This is a genomic window from Alteromonas sp. ABH4_452 (assembly GCF_056311825.1).
The window spans coordinates 4281441-4299453 of sequence record NZ_CM149973.1 but is presented as its reverse complement, the minus strand read 5'-3'; the positions used below and the strand labels follow the sequence as shown (position 1 = coordinate 4299453).

18 protein-coding genes are annotated in these 18013 nt (G+C 44.8%); 7 read left to right on the top strand and 11 right to left on the bottom strand.

Features of this window, described 5'->3' with window-relative positions; genetic code table 11:
- Positions 1-197 precede the first annotated feature (197 nt).
- From ACYX4N_RS18390 to ACYX4N_RS18380, 3 genes are all read left to right on the top strand, one after another.
- Complete coding sequence (locus ACYX4N_RS18390) at positions 198-2261, top strand: transglycosylase SLT domain-containing protein (RefSeq protein ID WP_476055056.1); 2064 nt, start codon at positions 198-200, stop codon at positions 2259-2261.
- Positions 2262-2436: 175 nt separating this feature from the next.
- Entirely contained in the window at positions 2437-3768 is a 1332-nt protein-coding gene (gene pepQ, locus ACYX4N_RS18385; RefSeq protein WP_476055055.1) for a Xaa-Pro dipeptidase, read from the top strand.
- 296 nt (positions 3769-4064) lie between these two features.
- Entirely contained in the window at positions 4065-4781 is a 717-nt protein-coding gene (locus ACYX4N_RS18380) for a ZIP family metal transporter (protein ID WP_476055054.1), read from the top strand.
- A 222-nt stretch (positions 4782-5003) separates the two neighbouring features.
- On the opposite strand, the gene ispB is transcribed toward ACYX4N_RS18380, so the two are convergent.
- Complete coding sequence (gene ispB, locus ACYX4N_RS18375) at positions 5004-5978, bottom strand: octaprenyl diphosphate synthase (RefSeq protein WP_476055053.1); 975 nt, start codon at positions 5976-5978, stop codon at positions 5004-5006.
- Between the two features lie 941 nt (positions 5979-6919).
- Here ispB and rplU point away from each other — a divergent pair.
- The 3 genes from rplU to cgtA all read left to right on the top strand — a co-directional run bounded on the left by rplU (position 6920) and on the right by cgtA (position 8939).
- Positions 6920-7231, top strand: a complete 312-nt coding sequence (rplU, locus tag ACYX4N_RS18370) for a 50S ribosomal protein L21 (RefSeq protein WP_012517169.1) — start codon at positions 6920-6922, stop codon at positions 7229-7231.
- 15 nt (positions 7232-7246) lie between these two features.
- Positions 7247-7504 (top strand): 50S ribosomal protein L27, encoded by a 258-nt coding sequence (gene rpmA / locus ACYX4N_RS18365; protein WP_012517170.1) that lies wholly within the window; start codon positions 7247-7249, stop codon positions 7502-7504.
- 256 nt (positions 7505-7760) lie between these two features.
- Entirely contained in the window at positions 7761-8939 is a 1179-nt protein-coding gene (cgtA, locus tag ACYX4N_RS18360; protein WP_476055052.1) for an Obg family GTPase CgtA, read from the top strand.
- Positions 8940-9125: 186 nt separating this feature from the next.
- Here cgtA and ACYX4N_RS18355 read toward each other — a convergent pair whose 3' ends face one another.
- The gene (locus ACYX4N_RS18355; protein WP_476055051.1) at positions 9126-9491 is read right to left on the bottom strand and encodes a hypothetical protein; all 366 of its coding nucleotides are present in this window, start codon (positions 9489-9491) and stop codon (positions 9126-9128) included.
- Positions 9492-9654: 163 nt separating this feature from the next.
- Here ACYX4N_RS18355 and folA point away from each other — a divergent pair, with 163 nt between their 5' ends.
- A complete protein-coding gene (gene folA / locus ACYX4N_RS18350) occupies positions 9655-10152 on the top strand; it encodes a type 3 dihydrofolate reductase (RefSeq protein WP_476056472.1) in 498 nt (165 codons plus the stop codon).
- Positions 10153-10282: 130 nt separating this feature from the next.
- Here folA and rpoS read toward each other — a convergent pair whose 3' ends face one another.
- The 9 genes from rpoS to ACYX4N_RS18305 form a co-directional block, all read right to left on the bottom strand.
- Entirely contained in the window at positions 10283-11275 is a 993-nt protein-coding gene (rpoS, locus tag ACYX4N_RS18345) for an RNA polymerase sigma factor RpoS (protein ID WP_118490355.1), read from the bottom strand.
- Positions 11276-11347: 72 nt separating this feature from the next.
- A complete protein-coding gene (locus ACYX4N_RS18340; RefSeq protein ID WP_476055050.1) occupies positions 11348-12187 on the bottom strand; it encodes a peptidoglycan DD-metalloendopeptidase family protein in 840 nt (279 codons plus the stop codon).
- A gap of 31 nt (positions 12188-12218) precedes the next feature.
- On the bottom strand, positions 12219-12797 hold the full coding sequence (locus ACYX4N_RS18335; protein WP_476055049.1) for a YqaA family protein: 579 nt from the start codon (positions 12795-12797) through the stop codon (positions 12219-12221).
- Positions 12794-13429, bottom strand: a complete 636-nt coding sequence (locus ACYX4N_RS18330) for a protein-L-isoaspartate(D-aspartate) O-methyltransferase (protein ID WP_118490353.1) — start codon at positions 13427-13429, stop codon at positions 12794-12796. The genes ACYX4N_RS18335 and ACYX4N_RS18330 overlap by 4 nt, the downstream gene beginning before the upstream one ends.
- 80 nt (positions 13430-13509) lie before the next feature.
- Positions 13510-14595, bottom strand: a complete 1086-nt coding sequence (gene truD, locus ACYX4N_RS18325) for a tRNA pseudouridine(13) synthase TruD (protein WP_474808876.1) — start codon at positions 14593-14595, stop codon at positions 13510-13512.
- The gene (gene ispF / locus ACYX4N_RS18320; RefSeq protein ID WP_474808874.1) at positions 14592-15065 is read right to left on the bottom strand and encodes a 2-C-methyl-D-erythritol 2,4-cyclodiphosphate synthase; all 474 of its coding nucleotides are present in this window, start codon (positions 15063-15065) and stop codon (positions 14592-14594) included. Before ispF ends, truD begins: the two co-directional genes overlap by 4 nt.
- Entirely contained in the window at positions 15065-15823 is a 759-nt protein-coding gene (gene ispD, locus ACYX4N_RS18315) for a 2-C-methyl-D-erythritol 4-phosphate cytidylyltransferase (protein WP_476055048.1), read from the bottom strand. The genes ispF and ispD overlap by 1 nt, the downstream gene beginning before the upstream one ends.
- Positions 15824-15828: 5 nt before the next feature.
- Positions 15829-16119, bottom strand: coding sequence for a cell division protein FtsB (ftsB, locus tag ACYX4N_RS18310; protein ID WP_179982290.1), 291 nt, complete (start codon positions 16117-16119; stop codon positions 15829-15831).
- Between the two features lie 98 nt (positions 16120-16217).
- On the bottom strand, positions 16218-17933 hold the full coding sequence (locus ACYX4N_RS18305; RefSeq protein ID WP_476055047.1) for a TIGR03545 family protein: 1716 nt from the start codon (positions 17931-17933) through the stop codon (positions 16218-16220).
- Positions 17934-18013: the final 80 nt, after the last annotated feature.

Sequence of the window (18013 nt, the reverse complement as noted above, 5' to 3'; positions counted from 1 at the left end):
AAAGCATAGCTAACGACAGCTGGCACAACATCTTCTTTGGCACGGAGCCAGACTGAAATTTTCCCTTTGTTTATAAAACAAATGTAGTGGGTCAGTCGTAATGCTGCTTTATCAGCAACATTTTACAATCAGCTCGATTAGGCAAAGTTGCCAGCGCTCATAAGCGTTCGAGTGTAGAGCAGGGTAGGAGTTCTATTGTGTCTGGTTTTAATTTTAGTTCGAGGTTAGGTCAGCGCTCGCTGACAAAAAACAATAAATTACTCGCCACGCTAGTGGGGGCGCTAGTTTGCTCGCTTTCTTCAGTTTTCTTTATCAGCGCATGGGCTGCACAGCCGTTAACGCTACCCAATGATATTTTCGAAAGCGATCGTGCCCGCTATTTAGAAGTTGAAAAGAAGCTACTTACTTACTCGAAACACCGCCTTCAACACCTTGATAACGACATTTATGAGTTAGCGCATTATCCACTTTATCCGTATCTGCTACGGCTTAAACTAGAGCGCACCATGTCAATCAAAACAAAGCGCGAAGTTAGTCAGTTTTTGGACGACTTTAACGGTCAGCCAGTAAGCTACGGGGTGCGCTACAAGTGGCTCAACTACTTAGCTAAAAAAGATTACCGCAGCACCTTTCTAGAAAATTATCGCCCCGGTATGGGCGCGCGGCTTACCTGTGTTGCGCTTAATTACCGTCTAAAAGAAGGTGAAAGCGAACAAGATATTCTCCATGAAGTGGATGCGCTTTGGCTTCATGGTCAGTCCCAGCCTGACGAATGCGATCCGCTTTTTGCGAAGTGGAAAAAAGCAGGCATGATGACGCCAGACATGGTGATAAAACGCATTGAAATTGCGGCAAAAGAAGACAACCGAAGTATTATCTCTTACCTAAAACGCCAACTTCCCAGCGATAAGCAATACATTGCAGACGCATGGTTATCGGTAACCCGCGACACCAGCCGCGTTAATAAAACCGCGCTTTTCCCATTTAAAAATACTTCGCATGAAGCTGAGGTAATAGTGTGGGCAATAGAAAAACTAGCCTGGCGAAACCCTGATTTAGCAGGCAAGGTATTTAACCGCTACAACGATAAGAACGTGTTTTCCAAAGCCCAGCAACACGTTATGCGAAGAGCAATAGCGCTTAGCTACACACTAGACCGCCTTCCCCAAGCCCATCAGTGGCTAGAGCTAGCTGATGTTAACGGCGCCAGTGATGATGTAAAGCTATGGCATGTTTCCTATTTGTTGCGCATGAAGAAATGGCAGGAGGTGATTGATGTTATTGATAACGCCCCGGTTAACCTGCAGCAAGAAGAAAATTTCCGTTACTGGAAAGCTCGTGCCTTAGAAGCGCTTGGTCAAACTATGCAGGCTACAGTGTTGTACAAAGAACTTGCGCAAGAGCGACATTATTATGGCTTTATGGCCAGTGCACATGTAGGCGAAATTCCATCGCTTGCGCATACGCCAGCGCCAAGAGACACGGCAGCTATAGCCAGTGTAGCGAAAACACCCGCTACCATGCGCGCTGTAGAATTTTTCAGGTTAGACAGAACCACAGAAGCGCGCCGTGAGTGGTTCTATTTACTGTCACATTTACCCAAATCAAAAGTAACCGATGCGGGCATTTTGGCGTACGAGTGGGGTTTATACGACCAAGCAATTACCAGCTTCGCAAGAAGCGGCTATTGGGACGATGTTGAGCGCCGGTTCCCACTAGCGTTTAGCGATGTATTTAGCGAAAAATCGCAGGCCTATAGCATTTCGAAGTCACTGGCTATGGCTATTGCACGTCGCGAAAGCTCGTTTAGAAGTGACGCTATCTCGCCTGTTGGAGCGGCAGGTTTAATGCAGCTAATGCCAGGAACAGCGCGTTACGTGGCAAAAGAGAAAGTAAGTAGAAACAAGCTGTTTAAAGTCGATGACAACGTTGATTATGGTGTGCAGTACCTTCGTTACTTAATGGACAAGCTCAATAATAACCCGGTGCTTGTTTCTGCCTCTTACAACGCGGGATGGCGTAAAGTGTTGGAATGGCTGCCTGCTGATGAAGCGCTTCCGGTCGATATCTGGATTGAGAATATCCCTTATAAAGAAACTCGCGCCTACGTAAAAGCGGTAATGGCGTACCAGCATATCTACGACCACCAGTTAGGTGGAAACGAGAATATCTTCCCTCAACTTACCCAAGATATGATCCCATCGGCTGATGCGGTCAGTACACATCCGGTAACAGGCACACTGCAACTAGCGCCACGATAGCGATGTAAGGGGGGCGTACCCAGGTACACAGGGTTTACCTTGTGCGGCGGCGAGCTCTAGCGACTTACCGTAAACCACAGCGCAATGGTCGGGGTCAGCATGCACGTCATGTTGGCCTCGTGATACACTAGTGGCTAATGTGTTCCATCTAACGACTAAAAAGATAAGAGGGGCTATGTCGCAACATCAAGCAACCTACCAACAGCATATCGAAGAGCTTCAGGCTCGTACTCGCGAAGCATTACAGCGAGAAGGACTTGACGGACTAGTGATTCACTCGGGGCAGGGCAAGCGCCTTTTCTTAGACGATAATCACTACCCATTCAAGGTAAACCCGCAGTTCAAAGCATGGGTGCCAGTTATTGATAACCCTAACTGTTGGCTGGTGGTGAACGGTGTAGACAAGCCTACGCTTATTTTCTATCGTCCCGAAGACTTCTGGCATAAGGTGCCGCCAGAGCCAAATGATTTCTGGACTGACAGCTTCGACATTAAATTGCTTCAACAGGCCGATGCAGTAGAGAAATTCCTGCCTTATGACAAAAGCCGTTTGGCTTATGTAGGCGAATACATTGAGGTGGCCAAAGCGCTGGGCTTTGATAACGTAAACCCAGACCGCGTGTTACATTATTTGCACTATCAACGTGCTTATAAAACCGATTACGAGCTAGATTGTATGCGCGAAGCTAACAAGTTAGCGGTAGCAGGGCATAAAGCGGCTGCGCAAGCCTTCCGTGAAGGAAAAAGCGAGTTTGATATTAACCTTGCTTATGCAACGGCAAGCCGACAAGGCGATAACGATGTGCCTTACACCAGTATTGTGGCACTTAACGAGCATGCTTCAATTCTTCACTATATGCAGTGCGATACAGTAGCGCCAAAAGAATCACGTTCTTTTCTGATTGATGCAGGTGCGAATTATCATGGCTATGCGGCAGATATTACGCGTACTTATGCTCAAGACGGTGTTCAGAACTCAGCAATGTTCCGCGACCTTATTCAGGCGGTAGATAAGGTAACGCTGACCTTGGTCGATTCGTTGAAACCTGGCGTAGCTTACACAGACATTCACTTGCTAGCCCATGACGGCATTGCACAAATTCTTCACGATACCGGCATGGTGAATTTAACGCCGCCAGAAATCGTAGAAATGGGGATTACGCGCACGTTCTTCCCACACGGCATTGGTCACTTCTTAGGCCTTCAGGTGCACGATGTTGGTGGTCTTGTAAACGACGATCGCGGTACGCCTAAGCCTGCTCCTGACGATCATCCATTCTTGCGCTGTACGCGTATGGTTGAAGCCCGTCAGGTTTTCACTATTGAACCTGGCTTGTACTTCATCGAAAGCTTGCTTCGAGACCTAAAAGCGACGCCTGCGTCTAAATACATTAACTGGGATACAATTGATGCATACAAGCCGTTTGGCGGTATTCGTATTGAAGACAATATTATTGTGCATCGCGATAAGAACGAGAATATGACTCGAGATTTAGATTTAAATTAATCGGGCTTTTTTGAGCATAGCTAATAGCTAACACAACCCATCATCATGAATGCAAAGAGCAGCCTTAGGCTGCTCTTTTTTGTTACGCGTTTAGAAAAAGGCTCTGAAATTTAAATTATTCTGGCAATCTGAAAGGGAACAGCCATTCCTGCATTCCCACGCTTCGCTATGAAGCTTGCGAGCGCCTTCTGAGTGGGCAATTATCTATGCGGTTTGGAATTACTTGTAAACCAATGGTGCTGTGTGAAGTAATTAATAAATAAACATGTACTGACAAAAGCGAGAAAGGAGTCTTTATGTCACAAGGCGATATTGTAGGTTTATTGGTAATGGCAACGGTAGCTGGCCTTGCCATGCCCGCGGGCGCTATTTTAGCAACGTACCAAGGTATTCAACCTAAGTGGTTAGAAAAAGAGTTACGTCACGGCATTTTAGCACTTGGGGCAGGGGCGCTTATTTCGGCGGTAGGTCTTGTGCTTGTGCCAGAAGGGATAAAAGACGTATCGGTATTTGCTGCCATATTGTGTTTTATTGGTGGCGCCTTAGCTTTTATGGCCCTTGATATTTATTTAGCGAAAAAGAAAACCGCAGGTAGCCAGTTAGCCGCTATGCTGAGTGACTTTGTGCCAGAGTCTATCGCCCTTGGTACCACGGCAGCTTTAGGCGGAGGTACCATGCTATTGGGCCTATTGATTGCGGTACAAAACCTACCAGAAGGGTTTAACGCCTACAGAGAGATGTTGCCCAAAAACAAACAGCGTAGCAATAAACTCATTGTTATCTTTGTTTTGATGGCGCTACTTGGCCCCTTGTTCAGTTTGCTCGGCTTTTACTATTTAGCCCAATTCCCAGTGGTTATGAGTGGGATTATGCTGTTTGCTGCAGGTGGTATTCTTTATTCAGTGTTCCAAGATATTGCTCCGCAAATTCGTATGGAAAACCATTGGTTGCCACCCCTTGGCGGTATTCTTGGTTTCTTAGTAGGCCTGATCGGCTTTATGCTAGAAGGCTAGCTTGTAAAAATGCGCTAAGCCCGAACGCAGCACAAATGCTTGGTTAAAGCAGAAAACGTATATTTCTTTACCTGCTTGCAAGAGTTGGGGAAGTGCTTAGCGCATCAATAAGTTCAAAAGCCTACGTGGCGTATAATATTCTGGCTTTACTAACAAAAAAGGCGTGCTGCTTACAACACGCCGACTCATATCACTTATCGAGAATTGGTTATTTATCGGTAATTAGCTCGTACGCTCAATTGAAATATGTGCCAAAGCAATAAGAGCTTCTTTGTATTCAGAGTCTTCTATAGCGTTTAGGCTATCAATGGCCATTTGCACTTCTTTTTGTGCACATTCACGTGTGTAGTCCAAAGCGCCGGTTTCTTCCATAATCCCTTGGATACGGGTTAAATGTGGTAGGCCATTGCTTTGCTCAATGGCTTCTTGAATGAGTGCTTTGTCGTCGTCATTCTTAGCGTGCCACATGGCATATAATAATGGCAGGGTAGGTTTACCCTCAGCTAAGTCGTCACCGGCATTTTTACCCATTTCTTCGCTGTCAGCCATGTAGTCAAGAATATCATCAGCTAGCTGAAAGGCAGTACCTAAGTGCTTACCGTATTCTTGCATGGCGTGTTCAATGTGCTCATTTTGGTCGGTTAGCACAGCCGCTAACTGTGTAGCAGCTTCAAACAAACGTGCCGTTTTGCCGTAGATAACATCAAAGTAGCGGGCTTCTGTAGTGCTAGCATCGTTACAATTCATCAACTGCAACACTTCGCCTTCTGCAATTTGGTTTGTGGCTTCCGACAGTATTTCCATAACGCGCATGCGCTTTAGGCTTACCATCATTTGGAAAGAGCGAGTATAAAGAAAGTCGCCTACCAAAACCGACGCCTGATTACCAAAGATAGCATTTGCAGTCTCACGCCCTCTGCGCATGGTCGACTCGTCAACCACATCGTCGTGTAGCAGGGTAGCGGTATGAATAAATTCTACAATTGCTGCCAGGGTGTGATGGTCGTTATTACTTATGCCCATTGCTCGCGCACTTAACACGGTAAGTAGGGGGCGTAAGCGTTTGCCGCCACTGTTTACAATATAAAAGCCAAGCTGATTAATAAGGGCAACATCAGAATCGACTTGTTGTTGAATCAGCTGGTTTACCGCCTGCATATCATCATTAGACAGGGCGCGGATTTGATCTATATCCATAGGCATGGCAATAAATACTTACTCTTACGTCTTGGGCAATGGTTGCTGGCGATTGTACCTTAATCATTTGTACTATCCACCAAATTGTCTTAAAAAATGACGGCTTAACGTATTTACGTGTAATTTCTTAATTACGCTTAAACTCATTTTAGAAATTGAGGAAAAGCATTTTTCATCAGAGTTTCTCAACTCTTTGAAATATTGTTTTCTCAATAGTGATTAATTTGCGTTATTCGCTTAACTGAGCTTTGCCCATTAATACTTCCGTATACAATTTCTTATAATTATAGGCACTCTTAATTGTTTTTCCTTTCAAAGGGCAATTTTTCGATATTTTATGTTGGATAGTAATACGCTCCACTGGCGACTAGAGCGAGCTACTTAGCCGAGCAATTAAACCGGATGATCAGTTACGTAAATTCATGGATCCTGTATCAAACCAAGAGGGCGAGGAAACGATCTAAACTTGCGATCCAATAGACAATCGGAAAATAAAACTGCAAAAAGTAGTACTACGGCTAGAAAGCAAGTAGGGGCACAATTTATCTAGTGAGAAACGACCTTTTACCCCTTTACCCCTTTACCCTTTTTCCGATCTTTCCTAACTAGTTGGGATCTCTCATTTGGGCGATCGCAAATGGACTTTATGAGATCGCCTTAACTTTGCCCGCACTTTTCGCCAACATTTTTGAGAAATTGACCAGGTTTTCATAGTTAGCGATCCTACTTTTCTGCTGATTTCTCGAAATTATTTTTGAAATTTTAATAGTTTCATAGCATTTGAAGCTGCATCAAATAAGCAATTGGGGCATAATTCGCCCCATGTTGGAAAAATAATCTATTTTTCTGCGAATCGGGGTTGTGATTTACGGATGTTTCACGTACAATTCGCGCCCTGTTTTTTGAATTGAAGCGTCAGTGGACGCAGAGCGGAGTTAACTATGTACGCGGTTTTCCAAAGTGGCGGTAAACAACACCGTGTGGCCGAAGGCCAAACCGTTCGTCTTGAAAAAATCGAAGTAGCCCCAGGCGAAACGGTTGAATTTGACAAAGTTTTAATGGTAAGCAACGGTGACGACGTAAAAATCGGCACACCAATCGTTGCTGGTGGTAAGGTGACTGCTGAGGTTGTTACACACGGTCGTGGCGATAAAGTAAAAATCGTTAAGTTCCGTCGTCGTAAGCACTCTCGTAAGCAAGCGGGTCACCGTCAGTGGTTCACAGAAGTGAAAATCACTGGTATCAACGCATAATAGGAGCACGAACACATGGCACACAAAAAAGCTGGTGGTAGTACCAAAAACGGTCGTGATTCAGAGAGTAAACGCCTAGGTGTTAAGCGCTTTGGTGGCGAATCTGTTCTTGCTGGTAACATCATTGTTCGTCAACGTGGTACTCGTTTCCACGCTGGTGACAACATGGGTATCGGTAAAGACCACACGTTGTTTGCACTAAAAGACGGTAAAGTTCAGTTCGACGTTAAAGGACCGAAGAACCGTAAATTTGTAAGCATCGTAGCTGAGTAAGCGCGAAAGCTTCTCGCCGAACAGGCTTAGAAAAACCCCGCGCAAGCGGGGTTTTTTGTTTTGTGAAACCTTTCTTTTTTTTACTGTTCTTATTTATAGCGTGTAAATTCTAGAACGAATTTACGCTAGGCAAGGTTTTACTTCTCGTTTTTTAGGATGCTGAGCAGGCACAAAAGCGCCAATGGGTAATTTGGTGTAAACTTAGTATTCGCATTAAAAAGTTAACAACCCACGGCATTACAGCCCGGAGTGATAAATGAAATTTGTAGATGAAGCTGAAATTCGCGTTGAAGCCGGTGACGGCGGCAACGGTACCATTGGCTTTAGAAGGGAAAAATACGTACCTAAAGGTGGCCCAGACGGCGGCGACGGTGGTGACGGCGGCAGTGTATTCTTACAAGCCGATGAAAACCTAAATACATTGATCGATTATCGCTTCGAGCGTTTTCATCGCGCTGAGCGTGGCCAAAATGGTCAAGGCGGCAACTGTATCGGTAAGAAAGGTAAAGACCTCACCGTAATGGTGCCTGTTGGCACGCGTGCTACTGATAGCGATACTGGTGAAGTATTGGGTGACTTAACTCGTCATGGTCAAAAGCTTAAAGTGGCACAAGGCGGTTTTCACGGTTTAGGTAATGCTCGCTTTAAAAGCAGTACTAACCGCGCACCACGTCAAAAAACCAATGGTACACCAGGTGAAATTCGCAATCTTAAGCTAGAGCTTATGCTTCTAGCAGATGTGGGCCTACTTGGTATGCCTAACGCGGGTAAATCAACCTTTATTCGCTCTGTATCGGCGGCTAAGCCTAAAGTGGCTGACTACCCGTTTACTACGCTAGTGCCTAACCTAGGTGTTGTTCGCCAAGATTCACAGCGTAGCTTCGTTGTTGCTGATATTCCTGGTTTGATTGAAGGTGCTGCCGATGGGGCGGGCCTGGGTATTCGTTTCTTAAAACACTTAGAACGCTGTCGTATCTTGCTTCATGTGGTAGATATTTTCCCTGTAGATGAAACTGATCCGGCCGAAAATGCTAAAGCAATTATAGAAGAACTTGAAAAATACAGCCCTAAATTGGCTGAAAAGCCACGTTGGTTAGTATTTAACAAAGTTGATTTGCTGCTTGAAGAAGAAGCAGAAGAGCGCTGCCAGCACGTTATTGATGCGTTAGAGTGGGAAGGCCCAGTTTATCAAATCTCTGCGTTTCAAAAGATGAACCTCGATCCACTCTGTAACGATGTTATGGACTTCATTGAAACTCTTCCTGCAGAAATAGAAGAGGAAGAAGAGAAGAAAGAAGTAGAATTCAAGTGGGACACTTACCACAAAAATACACTTGAAGCCCATGATGAATTCGAAGATGGTTTAGGTGACGATCTCGATGACGACGACTGGGACGAAGACGACTACGACGTGGAAGTTGAGTATCGTCGTTGAGAAACAATCGCTGAGAAACAGTCGTTGAGAAACAGTCGCTGACTAACAGCCATTCAGAAGCACTGGTCGAAGATAGCTTCTGTGAGTTAGTGATTTAAACAGTCACTAGCAATCAACTCACAAAACATTAAGCTCGTACATTTGCCAAAGCAAAGTGCGAGCTTTTTTGTAAGGTGAACACCATTTCTACACCGCAAATCGCAGCGGTATTACGTTGTTTGCAATATTGTTAGAAGCTTCTATTACTGTGTGGGCTCTGTCTACTATGGCATTTCTGTGATGGGTAAGTCTCAAATGAAAATAAATATCTTCAAGTAAACTGGTCAAACTCATAATTTTAGTCGTCATAGCGCTGTTTTCGCCACCATCAACTTCAAGCAGTATGACGGCGATATCAAATGCACAACCAAGATAGGGAATCGCTTCACTTAACTGGCCACTTTGCATAAGCATAGTGCCCTGCATTTCGTCCCGTGCCATTACGTGTAGCGCTTGCTCTGGATTGTTGTAAACCCAGTCTGCATGTTTAGGGCATAAATAATTTATAAGCATGGTAGCCACCTCCTAACTCTACACTAAATTACTTTTATAATGCATGCAAATGATAATTGTTATTGTTTGTTTTAAGGTGTTGGCGCATTTCCTATCTGATGTTGATATACTTTGCCTTGAAGAATTAGAACTTAGTCTGAAGGTGTAAAAAATGAAAATAGCGATGATTGCTGCTATGGCAAAAAACAGAATTATCGGTGCAGACAATGATATGCCGTGGCATTTACCCGCTGACTTGAAGCATTTTAAAGCTATCACCTTAGGCAAGGCAGTTATCATGGGGCGAAAAACTTACGAGTCAATTGGCAAAGCACTTCCTGGTAGGCCAAATATCGTCATTACCACTAATGCTGACTACAGCTTATCTGACGCTACCGTGGTCGACTCGCCGGAAGCAGCATTTGAGGTCGCAAAAGCGCTAAGTAACGATAGTGGAGAGAATGACGAGGTAATGATTATTGGTGGCGGTACTATCTACCAGTCATTTTTAGATAGAGCGGATATCCTGTACCTTACGTATATTGATCTTTCAATAGAGGGAGATACCCAGTTTCCAGATTATGAGGCAGCAGCAAGTTGGACTGAAGTATCGCGAGAAGCACATAGCGCCGATGAAAAGAATGCGCATGATTATACTTTTGTGACGCTTGAAAGGAACTAATATAGCCAGAACGAGAAGAAGCTTGCTAGGTTACTTTGAATTTAAAATAAAAAAATGCCAGTGTTGAAACGCTCGTTTAAGAGCGTCACAACACTGGCATTTTAGCATTACTCTGCAATATGAGTAGTAGCTACTTCATTTGGTCGAACAAGTTCTCTAATGAAAGGCCTTGATGACCCAGCATATCGCGAAGACGGCGAAGTGCTTCTACTTGAATTTGACGAACACGCTCACGTGTTAAGCCAATTTCTGCACCTACATCTTCAAGGGTTGAAGGCTCATATCCCATAAGGCCAAAACGGCGAGCGAGTACCTCGCGCTGCTTAGGATTTAGCTCTTCAAGCCAAGTTACGATATTACTCTTGATATCAGAGTCTTGTAAGCTCTCTTCAGGACTAAACTCTTTCTCATCAGCAATAATATCAAGCAGTGCTTTGTCATTTTCTCCGCCAATAGGTGTATCGACAGAGGTAATGCGTTCATTTAAACGAAGCATCTTTGTTACATCTTCCACTGGCTTATCAAGCGCCGCCGCAATTTCTTCTGCAGTTGGCTCATGGTCAAGCTTTTGTGAAAGTTCACGAGAGGCACGTAGATAAACGTTTAGCTCTTTCACTACGTGGATTGGCAAACGAATAGTACGCGTTTGATTCATAATAGCGCGTTCGATAGTTTGGCGAATCCACCAGGTTGCATACGTTGAAAAGCGGAATCCGCGTTCAGGATCAAACTTTTCTACGGCACGGATTAGACCCAAGTTACCTTCTTCAATTAAATCGAGAAGTGCTAATCCACGGTTGTTATAACGGCGAGCAATCTTTACAACAAGGCGAAGGTTGCTAACAATCATACGTTTGCGAGAGGCTTCGCAGCCTTTCAGTGAGCGGCGCGCAAAATAAACTTCTTCTTCTGCGGTTAGCAGTGGTGAAAAACCAATCTCGCCTAGATAAAGCTGTGTAGCATCTAGGTTTTTAGGTTGGTCATCCTGACTGAAAATGGCATCGTCATTTTCTAGTTCAGCGTCGTTTGTTAAGGTTTCGTCAGCTTTCATATCAGCTGGCATATCGATGACATCTAAGTCATCTTGCGGTTTTGATTCCAAGGCTTTATTTGACTTACCCATCATGAATCTCCTGCTACAAGGTTTACCTTATGACGTTTCTCCTTTGTCTTTTTTTATTGTTATTTATTTTTATTATTTTAATACTGGCAGGTATTTCATCGGGTCTAATGATTTCCCTCTATACCTAACTTCAAAGTGAAGTTTTACCGAATTTGTTCCGCTATCACCCATGGTTGCAATCTGCTGGCCCGCTGACACCCATTCTCGTTCTTTAACTAAAATAGTGTCGTTATAGGCGTAAGCACTTAAGAAAGTATCGGTGTGTTTGATAATAACTAACTTACCGTAACCTCTTAAGGCACTCCCTGAGTAAACAACTTTTCCATCTGCTGCTGCGACGACTTTACTGCCTTTGGCACCAGCGATATCAATTCCTTTATTGCCTGACTCTGACTTACTGAAGGTACCAACTAACTTACCTTCTGCAGGCCAAACCCACTTTTGTACTTTGCCTGGGAAGCTCGTTGGCGTTTGTTCTTTGACGCTTTGTGACGGCTTCTTGACAGTCGTAACTTTTTGTGGCTTAACAACTTTTTCACTTTCACGATACGCTGGTGGCGATGGGCGGTCAACCAAACTTTTGTCTACATTTGAGGTGGTCGGAGTTGTTGACCGTTTGGTCTTCGCCTTAGGTTTTACGGGGGCTACGGCTACATTTGAGGGTGGTGTAACCTTTAAAATTTGACCAGGAAAAATGGTGTAAGGGGCTGATAACTGGTTGTATTTTGCTAAATCGCGATAGTCGTTTCCGGTGTACCAAGCTACTGCGTAAAGTGTATCGCCTCGTTGTACTTTATAGGTTTTTTTTGTGTACTCTTCGCTTCCATCTGAAACTTGACTATTTAATAAGACAACGGGGGCAGGAGCACTTCTTCCTGCGCATCCCCCGATAAGTACACAAAAATATAACAAAAAAACTATATAAAAAAGAGGCTTATGCATATCATCGCAGCAGTAAATAGGCGACTACTGCAAAGATGACAACTGCCCACCCAAGCACTTCTACGTACTGTCTTAGCTTTTGCTCCATTGCGGCTCCTCCCCAGCGCATAAGAGCTGCAACTAAGAAAAATCGCGCGCCGCGCCCAATGGCGGATGCAAGCACAAAGGGAAGAAAAGCCATCTGTAAAAAACCGGCACTAACGGTGAAGATTTTATAAGGAATGGGTGAGAAACCCGCTAAGAAGACTACCCATACACCATAATCTTTAAACCACTGCATTGCAGTTTCAATTTTATGGGTATACCCCCAGCTTTCTATAAGCGGAGCTAGCCAAGCATCAAACGCGAAGTAACCAAGCCAGTAGCCAGCAATACCACCCAAAATAGAGGCAATGGTAGTAATTAGAGCAAACTGCCATGCCTTATTAGGCTGCGACAAGGCCATTGGTGCAAGCATCACGTCAGGGGGAATGGGGAAGAAAACTGACTCTGAGAAGCTTAACCCACCTAAATATTTAGTTGCGTGGCGATGCCTCGCCCAGCGTAACGCCATGTCATAACACGGCTCAAAAAGCTTCACATTAGCTCTCCTGCTACAAGAGGGACAAATCGAACCGATTCAATGGTCGACGTTTTTAGTTCCCCTTCAATCCTATCAATACACAGCAACGATTGTTGCTCGTTACCCACGGGAATTATAAGTCGCCCACCTTCTTTTAGCTGTTCGCACAAATCCTGAGGAAGGCTTGCAGCCGCAGCGGTAACAATAATGGCGTCATATGGGCCTTTTGACGCCCAGCCTTTCCAACCATCGCCGTGTTTCATTGCAATATTGTGAAGGTCGAGTTGATTCATTCGACGCTTCGCTTGAAACTGCAATGATTTAATACGTTCTACACTAAAAACTTTCGCAAATAGCTGTGCAAGAATAGCCGTTTGATAACCTGAGCCTGTGCCTATCTCCAGCACTTTTTCAGGTTTGTTGGGGCTATCAAGCAATAGCTCTGTCATTTTCGCAACGATATAAGGCTGCGAAATTGTCTGGCCTTGGCCTATCGGCAATGCCGTATTTTGATAAGCCTTATGTTTTAGCGCGTCGGGCAAAAAGCTCTCCCGCGGCGTACCAGCAATGGCGTTTAATACTGCTTGCGAACGTATTCCCTCGTTATAAAGCAGTTGTGCTAACGCGTCTCCTTTTCTAGAAGCTCTCATGATGTGCGTACTTTCCTTTATTTTTATTCACAGCTACGCGAGGTTAAAACTGTTGCGCGCCACACTTTTATCAATACTTTTTAAACCCGGTTAATGGGGGATAAGGTCTCCACGCACTCTCTAAGGACCGAGGTTGCAAAGCAGCCGCTTGGAAGCGCAAACGAGATAGTAAATGTATCACCCTTACTCTGCCATTCAAGCTGCGAAGGCCAAATTTTTATCGCTCGGCGCTCTTGTTCGAACCCGCATTGACTTAGAAAATCGATAACTTCGCTATTTTGCGCAGCAACGGACTGTTCCAAAGCTAAGGAATCTGCTTGCGTAACAAGTGTACCTTTACCCCAAAGCGGCGCTGAAGGACACACGTCTTTGGCAGCAAAGCGACGTTGAGCATCTTGTTGCTGTTCTGAGCCTTCAGCACCTTCGTTGATGAAAAAGCTATTAGACCCGGAAAGCACCAGTGCATCGCCATGGTTTACTTTATCAAATGTGCCTTTTTCAAGGCGCGTAGAAAGCATTTCATTGAATAGCCAGCTGCGCAGAGCTGAAAGCGCCATAGAGCGTTTGTTACGATGCCTAATGGTTTCGCCATTGACCATGCGCTCGGCCATTACCAGGTTTCCGCCACGCTGCACTTCACCCATATCATTTAAGCGCATTACCCCAAAGCGTTGCTCGCCGTAGTAATTAGGTACCCCGTGTGCTGCTATTTCTTGCAAGCGCTCTTCAATAGCTTCTGGGTGCAATACCTGACGCAAGGTAATAGTAAAGTGGTTGCCTTTAAGCTGACCCGTACGCAGCTTTTTGTTGTGACGCATTTGTTTGAGTACTTTAACGCCTTCCAGTTCGAAATTGCTAAAATCGAAATCTGGTTTGCCTGGGGCGTGTATGCCAAACCACTGTTGTGTTACTGCGTATTTATCTTTACGACCAGCATAAGTAATTTGGCGTAGTGGCAGGTTAACGAAGCGCGCCAGTTGCTCAGCAACAAATGCGGTATTTGTGTTGGTTTTTTCAATAAACACAAACTGGTGCTCGCCTTCTCCACAGGGGGTATAGCCCAAATCCTCGACAACTTGAAAGTCGTCGGCTTGGAATTTAAATATGCCAGTAGATACAGGCTTTGTGAAATAGTACTGCCAGTGATCAGTGTTTAAGGGCTTCATAGTTTTTCCAATAGCACGACAGCGTGAGAGGCAATGCCTTCTTTGCGGCCGGTGTAACCGAGTTTTTCCGTCGTCGTAGCTTTTACGTTGATGTCGTCAAGCGCGACATTACAGTCTTCGGCTATAATCTCGCGCATAGCAGAAATATGCGGTGCCATTTTAGGTGCTTGCGCCACAATGGTCATATCAGCATTACTTAGCTTGTAGCCTTTTTCTTTTACTACATTCACAACGTGACGTAACAGTACGCGACTGTCTGCACCTGCATAGGCATCGTCTGTATCCGGGAAATGTTTGCCGATATCACCAAGTGCTGCTGCACCTAGCATTGCATCGCAAAGTGCGTGAAGCAATACGTCGCCATCAGAATGTGCCACTAGGCCTTGTTCGTAGTCGATGCGCACGCCACCTATGGTGATGGGACCTTCGCCGCCAAATTTGTGTACATCGAAACCGTGTCCTATTCGCATTATAAGTTTGCCTTTTGATCTTGTGCGCTATGGCTTTGTAGGTTGTTGCCTTGCGCGCTAAATTTTTGCTTAAGATAGAATTCTGCCAAAGGAAGATCGGCTGGGTGAGTTATTTTTATATTTGCTGGGCTTCCATTAACCATAGCTACCTTGTAGCCAGCAAGTTCCATAGCCGACGCCTCGTCAGTAATCGCTGCGCCTTTTGCTAAACCGTCCTGAAGGGTCTGCTTTAAAAGTGTTGCGGGAAAGAACTGTGGCGTTAGTGCGTGCCATAGGCCGTCTCTGTCCTCGGTGTGAGAAATGATACTGGTATCAGTATTGGTATCAAGCGCAACTCGCTTCATGGTATCTCTAACAGGCGTTGCCAGAATACCGCCGGCAACCGACTTATTGTCTATTAAGGCGATAAGCGCCGAAATATCACTCTTTTCAATACAGGGGCGAGCTGCATCGTGCACCAAAGCCCAGTCATGCTCTCCTAAAGACATGATACCATTGAGTACGCTGTCTGCCCGTTCCTTGCCACCGTCTACCACGTGAATCGGTTTTTCCCGCAGTCCATAGGTATCGAAATATGCGTCGCCTGGGCTAATGGCCACTACAACCTCGTTAACTAATGGGTGGGTTAACAAGGCGTCTATAGTGTGTTCAAGAATGGTTTTACCGTTCAAGGTAAGGTATTGCTTCGGGCGGTCGGCCTGCATACGGCTGCCAACTCCAGCTGCGGGGATAACCGCAACAACGCGGGGCGATGTCATTTTATTCACTTAGCATCTGCGGGCAAAATACGGTAAAAGGTTTCTCCCTTTTTAATCAAACCGAGTTCATTTCGCGCTCTTTCTTCAATGGCTTCTAAACCAATTTTTAAATCGCTGATATCAGCTTTAAGTAACGCATTGCGTTGAGCAAGGTTCGCGTTTTGAAGGGCTTGTGTATGAACTTCTTGTTTTCGGTTGAAGTAATCGGGAATGCTATTTTTTCCAAACCATAGCCTGTATTGCAATAGACCAAGAAGTACTATTAATACGATGGGAAGCCATTTACCTTGTAACACAGATTCACCTGACAGTATGGTTAAGCGGAAAAAAGCAGAGGCGCTGTGCCTCTGCTGTGTTGTATTATGCCGCGAAGAAGCGCCGAGTCAAAGGTGCATTATTCACCCTGACCAAATTTACCCTTCAATTTGTCAAACAGTTTGCTTTTTTGCTGTTCAACAACGTTGTTAAGCTGAGCTTGAAGTAGTTCCTGAAGGGCTGCACTGTCGCCTTGGGCTGCGCTTAGCATACTGTTAACGTCAACGAGCTCACCAGACAGTAGTGATTGCTCGCTACTTATCATGCTATTGAGCTTATTGTTTAATTCATCAAGTTTGTCTTTCTGGCTGTCAGTTAGCTGGGAAAGCGCCGCCTTAGCTAACTTATTATCAAGGTCAGACTTTATATTAAAGCCAGGATCCGAAAGGGTACCATCAAGCAGCATAGTCATGTTCAAGCTGGTTAGTGTTTGCAATGCCTGAGCGATAGCACTGGTAATATCGCTAGTACCCGTTGCTTCCATGACAAGTTGCTGTAGATCAACTTCGCCGGTACCGGTAAGCATGTTATCTGTGACTTTCATCGACCCGTTTGTTTTCATTAGCGCTGATTTAAGCACCGCATTAAGTGTTTCATTGCCGCTAAAAGAAATGTCAGACATATTCACGCCGGCTAGCTCCCATACTTGGCTAGCATCAACACCTTCACCATCAATCCAAAACTCACCGCTAGAGGTAAACGACTTTAGTAAATCGCCAGCCGCTTCAATAGTAAAGGTGGTTGGGTTACCAAATACCTCGTGAACGTTAGTGATATTGTTCCATTTGCTGGTGATAGATTCATTTTGCCATAGTACAGAGACATTAGCCTCTTTCACTAAAATTGACGGTACTTCAGTAGGCGCTTCACTTTTTTCTTCACCTTGAATAAGCGGCATAACAATTTGCATTGCGGCCATTAAATACTCAGTATATTCCGCCGCTTTATCACCAAATACAAAATAAGTCACTTGAGAAAGGGCGGCTTGATCGCCTGCAATCACCCCTTTTAGTAACGCGTAATCTTCTTGTGGTGCTTTTTTTAGTGCTTCAACACTTTCACTTAAAGCTTGTTTTGCATCGCTAGCCTTTTCAGTGAAGTTGCTGATAAGCGCGCGGTCTGCCTGCATCTCTTCTTTCAGTTTATCGAATGCTGACTTGGCTTGAACCAACGCTTGAGGATCTTTGTAATCCGTTTCTTTTAGCTCAGCGACCTGTGTTTTGTAGTACTCAATGCGTGATTTATCAGGCAAAGATTCATAGTCGTCTTTCAAACCTTTGCCATAGGTATCGTAAGCAGCCTTTGCTTTTTCAACGGCTGCTGTGGTTTTCAGCGGGTTGCGTGCAAGAAGCTCATCAACCGTAGGTACGGCCTCTTTGGCTTTTGCTTTAATTTCGTCAAACGATAGAGAGCGTTCTGGAACGCGATACACTTCACCTTCAGACTCACGCTCAGTATCAAACTGAACTTTGAGTAGGTTTAGGTTATTAACGATAACCTGATCATCAAGCAGTGGTTTTAACTCTACGTCTGCATTCGCTTCACCCACAAAAACTTGGTTGTGAGATGGCTTGGTTGGGTTGGTTAGCGCGATGCCTTTCAGCGTAACGGTAGTAGGGAAAAGAGAATGGTCGAAACCGTCGATGTTCACTTCTGCGCCGTATGACTCACCTAATTTTGACTCAAGAATAGATTTTATAATGGTGTTGGCGAACAAAAAGTACACCAAGAATAACAACAGAAAAAAACCGGCAACCCATGTTAAAATAGGCTTCCCCTTAGAACCACTACTCATATTCAACTCCTTGATTTGATACGCGTCTAACGTTACAAGCGCTTAAGCCATTGCCAAATTGCGATAGCACAGCCGATTAC